Genomic DNA, 12,757 nt, shown 5'->3' on the forward strand with positions numbered 1-12,757 from the left:
TGAGCTGTGGTCGGTGTCGACGCGGACCGATGTCAAGGCCGAAGTTCTGCTGCCGCCCAGTTCGTGGCTGAACTGGAGCAGAAGCTGTAGTTCGCTCAGCGCGGCCCTCAGTCGAGCTGCACAGTTGGGATGTACTTCCCTTGTTCCCAGTCATAGAGCTGAATACGCCCTATCCCATTGAGCCGATGTCCAAGGCCGATGGCGAACACGGCCGGCGCCTTAATGAACAGGTGCACCCGCTGCAGTTGATGGCGCCCACGGAACTCGGCCAAGGCAATCTTGGCCTCGCTCACCGCAGTATTCAGGCTTGCGATGTCCGTAACGACAGACGTTGAGACCAGCGATAGTTTCGGTGAGCTACTTAGACCGAAAGCTTTGGCATTAGCCACAACGTCAGCATTCGAGCCGTTCGGAAAGCTGATGGAGGCAACCCCCTCCACACCCAGCGTCGAAGGCACGTCCTCGCTAATCGTAAAGAACGGTCCCGGCGCCTTGTCGTGCACTGACGTGTCGTACGTCTGGTCGTTGTGGTCCAGCGTGAGGACGAAGTTCCGGGTTGCCGAGAAGCAATAGCCAAGCAGGCAAGCGAGCGACATCCGATGCTTTGCCGACAGCCGTACCCCTCGGCGGCTGCGGCTCGCGTGAAGGAAGTCTCCAACCTCTCCCAAGCGCTGCTGTAGTTGGACCCACGCCGCTTGGCCAAGTCTCCCTCGATCAGGGCCATTGAACGCCAACACATCCAATGCGAGAGGGCCAAGTTCGAATCCAGCAGTTGCAAGATGAAGGGCCGACGGTGTAACACGCCATTCGTCAGCCACGCTCGGCGCATGATCCACGAGCGCCGCTTCGAGGTCCCTGCGCGTGACGACACCTTTGACGGAGGTGCCGACCAGCTCCCTACACTTTCCCCGGAAAGCTGCGGTCTCCATTCGGCTCATGTTCAAGCTGGGCAAATGCTCTTCCAGCCTAGTACCAAAGCCGGCATCAACGTTGTCGTCCCGATACTGGACGAACGACACCCGTTCGAACACGAAGCGCGCCATCTCTCGCGTCTGCCCAGCCTTCACGATGGTGTCCAGAATGTCGGCTTCAGCCGTGGCTCGAATGCTAGAGTCTGCATTGAGCGCTACTGCAGGGCCACGGTACCGATTTAATTTTCCGAAGAGGCCCTGGTATTCTCCAACGAAGTCGCCACAGAGCAGCACGAATTGCACGTACTCTGCTGGCGACTTCTCGTGCAGCTCCCGAAAATGAGCGACCTCCGCCCACAGTTCGGTCTTCGTCAGTTGGTGCCGTTTTGCCTCATACAGCACGCAGTACGTTCCGCCGCCTGGCCGGAAGTAACGAATCTCAACATCCCCCAGCAGCTCGCTGACGGCGTGGCTAAAAGCCCCTTGGGCGAGGAAGCGCGGAATGTTCTCGAGCAAGAACGCATCTTGATACTCGAATCCGTTTCGGGCCACTACGCCGCCAGTGGCTTGGCGCTCAAAAAGTGCGGAGTTCATCGGCTGCCTTCAAAAACCAATGTCGACAGCGCAAAGGAGCCGTCTGGGAGATAGGTGTGGGCACTGCCTTCGAGCTCTTCCCGGCGTGAAAGCTTGAAGATGAGCAGGACCACGAAATTTGCGCCGACGCGCACGTCCTTGACGATATTCAACATCGACTGGTGGTCCGTCGTGCTGGGCTGCACCGAGAAGCTCGGGTGTGAGTGCCACTCGCCGAGGTAGTTGAACCGAGCGTAGTTGTGGCCCGATTGGCGAAAGAACTTCCTGAGGGCACGCAACGCTGACTGAGTTTCCCTAATGAAGCTAGCGAAACGCCCCCCACCTTGCACCGTGAGATATCTGACGGCGAAATGGCCCGGCCCCACGTGCTCTCCCATCAGGACGCCACCACATTCGTCTGCGCCAGCGGCCTTGAGCGCGTTGCGCAGTGTCCGCTGCACGTCCGGCGGTATGCTGACGGTCAACATTATTTCGCGCCGAACACGGTAGTAATGAGCTCTCTCAACGCTGACACCGCTTCCTCTGAATCAACTGGCACCTCGGGGCCTTCCGTGGCGCGCGGGCAAGTAATCGGGTGCGTGTCGAAAGGTGCCTCAAAAATCCAAGCCTTCTGGTAGCCAAACAGATAGGCGGAGTTCGGAAATCGAGGTGTATCTGCGCCCACCAGCGCGTCAATGGCGAACTGCGTTAGTGACGCCGAAAGGGCGCTCACCTCCGCGTCCCCCGCAACAAACACTTCGTCATCCTCTTCGGCATCGTAGGCCTGCGCATGCTGGAAGGGTGCTGCGGGCATGCCGGCGAGATACGCATGAATCGCGCTGCGGATTCCCAATGGTTCCGCGTCGAAGCCGGGCAGGCTGCGCGCCATGAGAGCTCCGATGCCCCCGGCGAATACTTCGCCCCAGACGACGGCAACCTTGCGCCGCGTACAGATGGCCGCTATGGACGAGAATACCTTCGGGTTCGCCGTGGCATCAATAACGAGGTCACACGCTGCGATTTGCTCAAGCACAGTCGTGTTGTATGAGGAGCTCTCCTGCCCAGCGAACCGGAACGTCCGGCAAGCTACCTCCGCAGCCGGGAAAATCAACTGGATTGCGCCTTGGACACCGTCCACCTTGTCGTAGCCCATCGAGGACCAATCCAGCTGGTTACGTGTCAGATTCGATGGCTTGAGGATATCGTCGTCGATGAGTAGAAAGCGTGTTACGCCGGAACGCGCCAACGACACGGCGATTTTGCTACCTACGGATCCGAGGCCAACAATCGCAACTTTCTTTCGCGTCAAGGTCGCATTGCGTTCCGGCTGCCTGACTTGGCCCTTATCGGTACAATCCACAGGGAAATAGTCGAAGACCGCGCTGCCGTCAGTATTTGCTGCAACCGAAATGGGCCGAAGCCGAAGTTGCGCATCCGCCAAAAGCAGGAAGCCCGATCGCTCTTCGTCATCCGGCCACGGCCAGCAGCCCTTTGCCTTCAAGAACTCCCGAAGAACGGCCTGGTCGTTGATGACCTTCGGCAACGAGGTCCACTCATCGCACCAGACGACGAACCCCTTGCGAATCCATGACGAGGCAGCAGCCGGATCGGAGAGCTCCTTGGGCACGCCCAACTCCGTGGGTGAAGCCTCATCACCGAGCTGAGTTGCCACCGCAACAAACTCTGACCGTCGATATAGCGTCCCCACCGCCAGAGGAATGGGCGTCGTACGGGACGAGGCTTCGAGAGCTGCTTGCAGCTGCTGCGTGATGAGGAACCGCAGGCACTCGGAACGTATGCGCTGCCCAAGCGTCAACTTGTGCCGCGACGGCGTAGCGACGCCGATGACAGGTCCAAATTTCTCATATGCCAGCAGCTTGTGGGTGCTGACCACAAGGTCAGCACCCGTCACGCCTGAGTGCCAGTTGTCCGGTCCCCACTCGAGGCAGAGCGTGCCCGTCGACGGGTATTGGTGCGCGCTCCATGACTCATCGGGTTTGCGCGGCCGTACATACGCCGGCGCCTGGGGGAATAGGGCCGGGTAGACCAAGACCGCCTCATGCACCTTGTCGTTAACCGTGATATCAAAGTCAACACAGACGTCCTTGGCCTCGGTGAAACCCCATTCCAGCTTGGTCAGCCATCCTGAAGAGCTCGCGAGTTCATCCAGCCCGCGGGTCTCCGCGCGCATGCGAATTGGCTCTTCAAGCAGCAGTCGCATCAGGCGAATCCAGCCGGCTTGTTCGGAGGCACTACGGCGATGGCTGGAAAAACTAAGCCGGTACCGGCACTGGCGGCGACTGCGGGACGCAACATGCTCGCCTTCTGGACAGGCTTCCGGAATCGGTCACCGAAGACCCGCTGCCAGAGGGCCAACGCCTTGTCCGCATCGGTTTCCCGCTGGGCGCGACGCACAAGGGCGGCGTGACCTTCGGCCAAATCGTAGAACCGCTTGAACTCTTCCGACTTGACCCGCGAGAACACGTTGTTGCCCGAGACACTGGGGTCCTCGAGATAAGGCACTTGACCGGATTGGACGGTCCACATGTATTCGTCGCGAATTGCCTCGAGGAACTTGGCAAACAACTCTTCGTAGCTGGTCCCCTTGTAATCCATGTGCTTGGCGACGAGCGACTCCAGGATGAAACCCTTTGGACGCTTGAGGTGCGGCAGGTTCTCGCGCCGCCACCACTTCACCAGCTTCACAAGGGGAACGAAGTTGCCGTTGGCCTTCTTGTTCACGGCACTGGCCCACTGGTTATGTCCCATCGGATTGGTGACCAGCCACTGCTCCTCGCTCTTGTCCGCGACGAGCCAACCACCTTGGTCCCACGGACTGGCGATAACCGGAACGACGTCCATCTCCACCGAGCCCAGAGACACGCAAATGGAGCGGCGGTTCGCCTCGACCTCTGTGTATCCCAGGGACTTCACCGCCTTGCGCAGGGCGCCGATAACATCGCTCGGCAGGTCATAGTGTCTGTGGTTCGTGACAACAATGATGTCCACATCGGGACGGCGCACCGTACCGTTCGTTTGCCGCGGACGGAGTGCTGTGTTGCGGGCATAAGAGCCTGAGAGGTACGTATTTACATGTATATCTTTGTACGTCTCGTGCTTCTCCAGCTTCTCACGTAGGTTCGAGTGCGCGCTGCTGCAAACCGACTTCGTTGTCGGGCTGGGCTCAATCTCGGACAAAAAGTCGATGAATTGCTGCTGCGTCGCCACGGGTCGCATCTCCGGAGAATTAGCACTCGCGCCATGCGAGCATCAACCACTATATGTACGACTCAATTGCAGGTCAACATACCACATGTAGCGTTCTCAGTAAAACTGACCGGACAGCGCACGAATACCGCCAGGTCACTGGTCTCCAGTCGGGGAATCTCACGCCATGCGTCGATAAAGCTAGGCTCCGCGCCGACAGTTCTCGTAATTGCCTTCCGTAAATTGTAGCCAACGCCTACCTGTACTTCCCCGTGTGCACAACTCTGCTGCCCACACCTCAAGGGCGTGGACAGCTGCCCTTCGGGCAGTGCCAGAGTTGCACACACTCGAAGGTCTGACGCGCCGGCTACGCCGGCTTGCCCCAATTTGTAAGCAAAAAGGAAGACAAACTTGAGCAACTTTTAGCCAGCAATCGTGCACGAAAGCAAAATGCCCGAGTTCGACCGCCACGTGCTCGAGACCCTGCGCGAGCCACTCGAAGTGGGCGCGATCACGATTTCGCGCGCCGCGTGGCAAACCGACTTTCCGGCCGCGTGTCAGCTCGTTGCCGCGATGAATCCCTGCCCGTGCGGCTGGCGCGGCGACCCCGCAGGCCGCTGCCGCTGCACGCCCGAAAGCGCCGCGCGTTATTTGCGCAAGCTCTCGGGGCCGCTCCTGGACCGCATCGACATCCAGATCGAGATTCCGGCGCTGCCGCCCGCCGAACTGGCCGCGCGCGCGAGCGCAAACGCCGAACCGAGCGCTGCGATCGCCTCGCGCGTGCAAGCGGCACGCGAGCGCCAGCTGGCGCGCCAGGGTAAAACCAATCGCGAATTGACCGGCCGCGAGACCGACTCAGTCTGCCAGCCGGACGCCGCCGGGGAGGCACTGCTGCGCGAAGCGGGCGAGCGCTTCGGCTGGTCGGCGCGAGCGCACTACCGGGTGCTCAAGGTCGCGCGCACGATTGCCGATCTTGCGGGTGCCGCGATGCCCGAAGCCGCGCACGTGGCGGAGGCCGTGCAGTACCGGCGCGTGTTGGCCGAGCGATAGCCATCACAGCGCCGATTTCGCGGGAGAGCGCCGCCGCTTTGCGCCACCGGGGAATGTGAATAGCGCCAATAAATCGAAGTCAATACTTGACTTATGCACACTTCGTCGCGTTGACCCCGGTTCTGTGCATAGTTCGCATTACGCCGCAGCCGTTTTGATAACCCTTTGATTCTTCTACCTTTATGGATTTACAGAAAAGCAGGGGAAACTAACAGAAAGCCCACAGGACGGCCCTTTCCGGCCAACGCGGCGTTGTTTTCCACAAAGTTACCCACAGCACCTGTGGGTAACCGGTAAACCCTCAATCAAATCCGGTAATTAGCGTGTTTACCTGCAGTGCAACTTTCACTTCGGCCCGCAAGCGCCCGCGGCTGCGTAAGCGAAACATCGCGACGCGAGGCGTACTGCGGAGTCCCAACACTCAGTACAGCTTGAAAGATCCGAAGAACTGGTCGATCTGCTCGACCGGCGGCTCGGTACGTCCAACGACCGCCACCTGGTAGGCGCGTGCGCCCTTTGCGACGAGCCGCGCGTGGATCGTGCGCGTCTCGCCGTTGGCGCCCGCCTTGCCGGTCATGCGCATCTCCACCCCCTCGACCGAGCCGCCCGTCGCAAGCGGCACCGCCACTGCGTGGGCCTCAGCAGGCGCGCCCACGTTGCGCGCGAGGCCCGCGCGCAGGAAGTCGAGCGCCTTTTGCTGCGTCGCGGGCTGCGCGTCGGGCATATCGAGCGTGCCGACCACGAACACATCGCCGGCGACTTCGGCCGTCTGCACGCGCATGCGCATCGGCGTGCCGTTCACGTCGATGCGGCGCTCGTCCTTGTCGGGCTTGGCCGGCAGATCGATCGAGTAGCCGCTCGCGTCATTCGAAATCGTCCGCCAGTCGTATGTGGGCGAGCAGGCGGCCAGCGCGAACGCGGCGGCGAGTACACCCAGCGTCGCCATGCGGGCGGGAACGAAGGCGCGCATCGGTATGTTCAACGGGAGTTCGGCACGGCGAAGGATGTCCAGGACCATGGGGCGCGATTCGTCACAGAAGTGAAAGGTGCGCGACATTATCCGTCGGCGCATACCCGGATGTTGTCTCGCAACCGCTATGCCGGGAAATTCGGCGCTACAATATTTGCGCTCAACACCCGCGTCCTTCGGCGCACGAGGCAAGACTCATGACCGCTGCATCCCCGAATTCTTCGAACAAACGTTCCGGTGCGCTCATGCGCATTGGCGCGGCGGTGGTCGTCGTCGCGATCGCCGTGGCCGGCTACTTCGCGTTCTTCGGCAGCCAGCAGCGCGTGCCCGACGCGACCTTCACGCTCCTGTCCGGCCAGAAGGTTTCCACGAACGACCTCAAGGGCAAGGTCTATCTCGTCAACTTCTGGGCGACGAGCTGCACCACCTGCATGGCGGAAATGCCGAAGATGGTCCAGACCTATAACCGCTTCAAGGGCGAAGGTCTCGAGTTCGTAGCGGTGGCGATGAACTACGACGCGCCGATGTACGTGGCCAACTACGCGCAAACGCGCCAGCTGCCGTTCAAGGTGGCAATGGACGACGGCTCGGCGGCCAGGCAGTTCGGCAACGTCCAGCTCACGCCCACCACGTTCGTGATCGGCCGCGACGGCAAGATCCTCAAGCGCTACGTGGGTGAGCCGCAGTTCGCCGAACTCGACCAGTTGCTGCAGAAGGCGCTGGCAACCTGATACGCGATTCACGTAGTCAATCAAAAAGCAGCGGAAAACCCGCTGCTTTTTTTATGCCGCTTTACGCCTCGCCGCGCGCCACCAGCCCATAGCGGCGGATCTTCTCGTACAGCGTGGCCTTCGCCATCTGTAGCCGCTCGGCGGCCTGGGCGACCGCGCCGTTGCTCTGCTGAAGTGCGTCGGCGATCAGCGCGCGTTCGTACTGCTCCACGCGCTCCTTGAGCGGCAACGCGTCGTCCGCGCCGGCCGCCGCGCCGGCCGACAGATCGTCGGGAATCCCGAGGACCCGGCGGTCCGCCGCATTGCGCAGCTCGCGCACGTTGCCAGGCCAGTCGCGCTGCGCGAGTCGCATGCGGTCGCGCTCGGTGAGAAGCGGCGCGGGACGCTGGTAGCGCACCGCCGCGTCGAGCAGGAAGTGTTCGAAGAGCGGCACGATGTCCTCGCGGCGCTCGGCCAGCGGCGGCAGCGCGATCGTCACGACGTTGAGCCGGTACAGCAGGTCGCGCCGGAAGGTCCCCGCCGCGACATGCTCGCTCATGTCGCCCTTGGCCGCCGCGACCACGCGCAAGTCGGCGCGCACCGGCTGGTTCGAGCCCAGGCGCTCCAGCACGCCGTCCTGCAGCACGCGCAGCAGCTTCACCTGCAGCGAGAGCGGCATGCTCTCGATCTCGTCGAGAAAGAGTGTGCCGCCACTCGCGTGCTCGAGCTTGCCGATCCGGCGTTTGGCTGCACCCGTGAACGCGCCCGCTTCGTAGCCGAACATCTCCGACTCGAACATCGGTTCGGGCAGCGCGCCGCAGTTCACGGCGACGAACGGTTTGTCATGGCGCGGCGAAAGCTCGTGCAGGCTGCGCGCGATCAGTTCCTTGCCCGCGCCGGTGTCGCCGTTGATGAGCACCGAGGCGTCCGTCGGCGCGACGTTCGCGATGAGCTTGCGCACCTGTTCGATCGCCGGACTTTTGCCGATGATGCGCGGCGCGAGCGCGTTGTGCCCCGCCAGCTCGCGGCGCAGCGCGAGGTTTTCGAGCACGAGCAGGCGCCGCTCCAGCGCGCGCCGCACCGTTTCGATGAGGCGCTCGGAGGCGAACGGCTTCTCGATGAAGTCGTACGCGCCGTCGCGCATGGCCTGCACGGCCATCGAGATATCGCCATGGCCCGTCACGAGGATGATGGGCACCTCGGGCGCGCGCTCGTGGCATTGCGCGAGCAGATCGAGCCCGCTCATGCCCGGCAGGCGGATATCGCTCACCACGACGCCTGCGAAGTCGGCATCGACGAGCGGCAGCGCGCCTTCCGCGTTGGCGAAACCGGCGGCGTCGAAGCCCGCGAGCTGCAGGCTTTGCACGCCGGCGCGGCGCACGAGTTCGTCATCCTCTACGTAGAGCACCCGGCCGGGCGCGGTGTTGACCATGCGTTCACCATGTTCGTTCGTCATCCTGATTCAAAAGCCAGCATCACAACCCGGAGTCACAACCCCGCCGCACGCGCCGCGCTCGCGGCATCCGCGCGCGAGCGGCGCAACGTCAGCACGAAGCGTGCGCCGCCTTCCGGCACGTTGCTGGCCGTGAGCGAGCCGCCGCAGTCGCGTGCGATCGACGAGGAAATTGCGAGTCCGAGGCCAAGCCCCTGCCCCATTTCCTTCGTCGTGAAAAACGGCTCGAAAAGGCGCGGCAGCACATCGTCGGGAATGCCCGGCCCATTGTCGCTCACTGCGATGTCGAGCGTCGCGGCGCTCGCCTGAACGTCGATCGCGACGTGCGGCGACGGCAGGCCCGCCACGGCGTCGAGCGCATTGCCGAGCACGTTGATGAGCACCTGTTCGAGACGCAGGTCGTCGCTCTGCGCGCTCAGGTCCGGGTACTCGGCGTCCATGTCGAGCGGCACGGGCGGCGCGCCGTCTTCCGTCAACGTGAGATCCACGCGCACGCCATCGAGCCGCTTGCCGAGCAACGCGAGCGAATTGCGCAGCGCGCGGGCAACCGGCGCGCGCGCGCTCCTGGGCCGCGCGCGCCCGACGAACAGCTTGAGCTGATTCACGATCTTGCCCATGCGCTCGGTGAGCGAGCCGATCGCCTCCAGGTTTTCGGTGGCCGCCGCGTACTGGCCGCGCTCCAGAAACACGCGCGTGTTGTCCGAGAAGCTGCGCAGCGCCGCGAGCGGCTGGTTCAGCTCGTGCGTAATGCCCGCCGCCATCTGTCCGAGTGCGGCGAGCTTGCTCGCCTGGATCAACTCGTCCTGAGTCGCGCGCAGTTCCGCCTCGGCGCGCGTGCGCTCCGCCACCTCGCGCTGCAGGCGCTCGTTCGCCTGCGAGAGATCGGCGGTGCGCTCGGCCACGCGCTCGTTGAGCATCGCGTAGGCCTTTTGCAGCATCGCGCGGCTGCGCATCACTTCCCTCACGCGGGCGCGCCGCATGCGCCAGTAGAAGCCGAACAGGCACAGCGAAACGTAGCCGAAGCCCGTCATGATGGTCGCGTTGCGCGAGGCGTCGAGCACGGGGTCGATCGACGACATGGTGACGAGATGCCAGTCGGGCTCGCCGAGCGAGCGGCGCGTTTCCAGGTAGCGCGGCGCGCGTAGGCCCGCGCCCATGCGCACGATGTCGGCGTCGCCCGGCAACACGCGTTCGACGCTCGCCGGCAGCGGCGCGATCGGCTCGCTCGCGTACTGGCGCGTGGCGTCGATCGAGGCCACCACGGCCGGCGGGAGCGGGCGCACCGTGCGGTACTTCCACGCGGGCACCGAGGAGAGAAAGATGACGCCGTGATCGTCGGTGACGAGGAGCGGCTCCGAGGCATCGGTGCCCGGAAACCATTCGAGATTGAGCTTCACCACGGCCACGCCGACGATCTTGCCGTCGCGCCGCACGGGCTGCGACACGTAGTAGCCCGGATCGTGCGAGATCGTGCCGATGCCGAAGAAGCGCCCCACGCCGCCGTTCATCGCCTCGATGAAATACGGCCGGAAGCGGTAATCCACGCCCACGAAGCTATCGGGGTCGCGCCAGTTGCTGGCCGCGATACTCATGCCGTCGGCGCGGATGATGTAGGTCGTCGTGGCGCGCGCGTGGCGGTTCACGTCTTCGAGATAGCGGTTCGCGGCGGCCGCCCACTCGGGCCTCGGATCGACCAGCACGTCCTGCACGACCGGATGTTCGCCGACGATATAGGGCAGCGAGTCGTAGCGCTCCAGGGTGCTCTTGAGCGAAGCCGCGGTGCGGTCGCCGCGCACGGCGGCGTTGCGACGCAGCGCGTCGATGCCGGCCTGCCACGTGAGCGCCCACGTCAGCGCGCAGACCGCGACGAGGCCGGCTGCGAGCGCGAAGAGGATGATGAGGCGGCGCGTCACGTGAGCGGCTTCCAGACGGTCGAGGGGGATGAGGGAGATTGTGGCACACGGCCGCGCTGGGGCGTCCGGGTCGGACAGCGCGCTTCGGGTGCGCTCAGGCAACGTGCCGCCTGGTCAGACAAGAAAAGCAAAAACGGGCGGCGCTCACGCAGGGGAAACGGGCACGCCGCCCAGCGGCTATGGCCGCGAAACATCGAAAGACGAAACATCGGCGGGCGGCGCACGCCTCCCGGCTCGCGCGCGCCCGCCCAGCGCAGCTTACGCGCCTGCGCTTTCCTTCATTTCTTCGACCTCGCCGGAGAGCACGGCGCGCAGCTTGTTGCGGTCGAGCTCCTTCTCCCATGCCGAGACCACCACCGTCGCCACGCCGTTGCCGACGATGTTGGTCAGCGCACGGCACTCGCTCATGAAGCGGTCGATGCCAAGGATCAGCACCATGCCCGAGAGCGGAATGGTCGGCACCACGGCGAGCGTGGCCGCCAGCGTGATGAAGCCCGCGCCGGTCACGCCGCTCGCGCCCTTCGAGGTGAGCATCGTCACCGCGAGCAGCGTGAGCTGCTGCGTCCACGTGAGGTCGGTGTTGGTCGCCTGGGCGATGAAGAGCACCGCCATCGTCATGTAGATGTTGGTGCCGTCGAGGTTGAACGAGTAGCCGGTAGGCACGACGAGGCCCACGACCGAGCGCGAGCAGCCAAGGCGCTCGAGCTTCTGCATCAGTTGCGGCAGCGCCGATTCCGACGAGCTGGTGCCGAGCACGATCAGCAGCTCTTCCTTGATGTAGGAAACGAAGCGGATGATCGAAAAGCCCGTGAAGCGAGCGATCGCGCCGAGCACGACGAGCACGAACACGATCGACGTGAGGTAGAACGTGCCGATGAGCTTGAGCATCGGGATGAGCGAGCCCACGCCGTACTTGCCGATGGTGAACGCCATCGCGCCGAACGCGCCGATCGGTGCGAGCTTCGTGACGATCTTCACGACGCCGAACAGCACGCCCGAGACGCTGTCGATGAACTCGGTCACCACGCGGCCGCGCTCGCCCAGTTGCGTGAGCACGGCGCCGAACAGCAGTGCGATCAGCAGGATCTGCAGGATTTCGCCCTGCGCGAACGCCGAAGTGATCGTGTCCGGAATGATGTGCATCAGGAAGTCGACGCTGCTCTGGCCATGCGCCTTTTCGGCGTAGCTGGCCACGGCCTTGGCGTCGAGCGAATGGACGTCGACGTTGAAGCCCGCACCCGGCTTCAGCACGTGCGTGGCGATGAGGCCAAGCACGAGCGCGAAGGTCGAGACGATCTCGAAGTAGAGCAGCGCCTTGCCGCCCACGCGGCCCACCTTCTTCATGTCCTCCATGCCGGCAATGCCGGTCACGACGGTACAGAAGATGATCGGTCCGATCACCATCTTGATGAGCTTGATGAAGGCGTCGCCGAACGGCTTCATGTCGATGCCGATCGCAGGCCAGTAATGGCCGAGGATCACGCCGATGACGATCGCCACGATCACCTGGAAATAGAGGACTTTGTGGAGAGGTTTCTTCACGGTGGTTCCTGCAAATGAGTTAAGCCAATGGCCGAACGAATCGAGTTCGGGCCGCGACAGGTCGAAACTGGGGATCAGCGAAACCGGAAGATGGGATCGGACATCGGCTGTCTCCTTGATTCTTTTTTTTGTCGCGGCCTGGGGGGCCGCGCGTTTCTAATTGCAAGGAAAATGCCAGCGAGCGCAATCGCTCACGCCGTTGATTTATAAGGATTTTTATCCAACGAACCAAGGCGCGAATCTGGTTTTCCAGAATCGCGCCCTATCTCTGTTTGGATTTCCAGAAATGGCCGGGGCGTCGCGTCAGGCCCGCCCCTTCCACGGCACGAGCCGCTTCTCGAGCGCACGCATGCCCAGATCGAAGCCCCAGGCAATGAGCCCGATCAGGACGATGCCCCTCGAACGCCGTTCCGCCAGACGCTGCTTAG

9 protein-coding genes and 2 pseudogenes are annotated in these 12,757 nt (G+C 63.2%); 2 read left to right on the plus strand and 9 right to left on the minus strand.

Annotation, left to right across the window (positions count from 1 at the left end):
- Nucleotides 1-107: 107 nt before the first annotated feature.
- Genes M3I54_RS25085 through M3I54_RS25100 form a run of 4 tightly spaced genes read right to left on the minus strand, consistent with a single transcriptional unit; the run spans nucleotide 108 to nucleotide 4,712 of the window.
- Complete coding sequence (locus M3I54_RS25085) at nucleotides 108-1,505, minus strand: dsDNA nuclease domain-containing protein (protein ID WP_254340879.1); 1,398 nt, start codon at nucleotides 1,503-1,505, stop codon at nucleotides 108-110.
- A complete protein-coding gene (locus tag M3I54_RS25090) occupies nucleotides 1,502-1,972 on the minus strand; it encodes a Mov34/MPN/PAD-1 family protein (RefSeq protein ID WP_254340881.1) in 471 nt (156 codons plus the stop codon). Before M3I54_RS25090 ends, M3I54_RS25085 begins: the two co-directional genes overlap by 4 nt.
- Entirely contained in the window at nucleotides 1,972-3,705 is a 1,734-nt protein-coding gene (locus M3I54_RS25095) for a ThiF family adenylyltransferase (RefSeq protein ID WP_254340885.1), read from the minus strand. The genes M3I54_RS25090 and M3I54_RS25095 overlap by 1 nt, the downstream gene beginning before the upstream one ends.
- The gene (locus M3I54_RS25100; RefSeq protein WP_254340887.1) at nucleotides 3,705-4,712 is read right to left on the minus strand and encodes a hypothetical protein; all 1,008 of its coding nucleotides are present in this window, start codon (nucleotides 4,710-4,712) and stop codon (nucleotides 3,705-3,707) included. Before M3I54_RS25100 ends, M3I54_RS25095 begins: the two co-directional genes overlap by 1 nt.
- Nucleotides 4,713-5,138: 426 nt before the next feature.
- On the opposite strand from M3I54_RS25100, the pseudogene M3I54_RS25105 reads away from it, so the two are divergent.
- Nucleotides 5,139-5,741, plus strand: a pseudogene (locus M3I54_RS25105) (ATP-binding protein); the annotation flags it as partial.
- 421 nt (nucleotides 5,742-6,162) lie between these two features.
- Here M3I54_RS25105 and M3I54_RS25110 read toward each other — a convergent pair.
- Nucleotides 6,163-6,711 (minus strand): hypothetical protein, encoded by a 549-nt coding sequence (locus M3I54_RS25110; protein WP_254340889.1) that lies wholly within the window; start codon nucleotides 6,709-6,711, stop codon nucleotides 6,163-6,165.
- A gap of 245 nt (nucleotides 6,712-6,956) precedes the next feature.
- Here M3I54_RS25110 and M3I54_RS25115 point away from each other — a divergent pair, with 245 nt between their 5' ends.
- Nucleotides 6,957-7,442 carry a TlpA family protein disulfide reductase gene (locus tag M3I54_RS25115; protein ID WP_375542204.1) on the plus strand — a complete coding sequence of 162 codons (486 nt, stop codon included), beginning with the start codon at nucleotides 6,957-6,959 and terminating at the stop codon, nucleotides 7,440-7,442.
- A 61-nt stretch (nucleotides 7,443-7,503) separates the two neighbouring features.
- Here M3I54_RS25115 and M3I54_RS25120 read toward each other — a convergent pair whose 3' ends face one another.
- The 4 genes and pseudogenes from M3I54_RS25120 to M3I54_RS25135 all read right to left on the minus strand — a co-directional run.
- Complete coding sequence (locus M3I54_RS25120; RefSeq protein WP_375542201.1) at nucleotides 7,504-8,877, minus strand: sigma-54-dependent transcriptional regulator; 1,374 nt, start codon at nucleotides 8,875-8,877, stop codon at nucleotides 7,504-7,506.
- Between the two features lie 32 nt (nucleotides 8,878-8,909).
- The gene (locus tag M3I54_RS25125; protein ID WP_375542205.1) at nucleotides 8,910-10,865 is read right to left on the minus strand and encodes an ATP-binding protein; all 1,956 of its coding nucleotides are present in this window, start codon (nucleotides 10,863-10,865) and stop codon (nucleotides 8,910-8,912) included.
- Nucleotides 10,866-11,045: 180 nt separating this feature from the next.
- Nucleotides 11,046-12,329 carry a dicarboxylate/amino acid:cation symporter gene (locus tag M3I54_RS25130; RefSeq protein WP_254340891.1) on the minus strand — a complete coding sequence of 428 codons (1,284 nt, stop codon included), beginning with the start codon at nucleotides 12,327-12,329 and terminating at the stop codon, nucleotides 11,046-11,048.
- A gap of 303 nt (nucleotides 12,330-12,632) precedes the next feature.
- Nucleotides 12,633-12,725: pseudogene (locus M3I54_RS25135) on the minus strand (taurine ABC transporter permease); the annotation flags it as partial.
- Nucleotides 12,726-12,757: the final 32 nt, after the last annotated feature.

Source organism: Paraburkholderia sp. CNPSo 3274 (genome assembly GCF_024206475.1).
Classification (GTDB): domain Bacteria; phylum Pseudomonadota; class Gammaproteobacteria; order Burkholderiales; family Burkholderiaceae; genus Paraburkholderia.

What these genes read in the sequence shown, in the direction of transcription:
- M3I54_RS25085 (WP_254340879.1), bottom strand. Translation starts at nt 1,505, where the DNA reads ATGAACTCCGCACTTTTTGAGCGCCAAGCCACTGGCGGCGTAGTGGCC.
- M3I54_RS25090 (WP_254340881.1), bottom strand. Translation starts at nt 1,972, where the DNA reads ATGTTGACCGTCAGCATACCGCCGGACGTGCAGCGGACACTGCGCAAC.
- M3I54_RS25095 (WP_254340885.1), bottom strand. Translation starts at nt 3,705, where the DNA reads ATGCGACTGCTGCTTGAAGAGCCAATTCGCATGCGCGCGGAGACCCGC.
- M3I54_RS25110 (WP_254340889.1), bottom strand. Translation starts at nt 6,711, where the DNA reads ATGCGCGCCTTCGTTCCCGCCCGCATGGCGACGCTGGGTGTACTCGCC.
- M3I54_RS25115 (WP_375542204.1), top strand. Translation starts at nt 6,957, where the DNA reads ATGCGCATTGGCGCGGCGGTGGTCGTCGTCGCGATCGCCGTGGCCGGC.
- M3I54_RS25120 (WP_375542201.1), bottom strand. Translation starts at nt 8,877, where the DNA reads ATGACGAACGAACATGGTGAACGCATGGTCAACACCGCGCCCGGCCGG.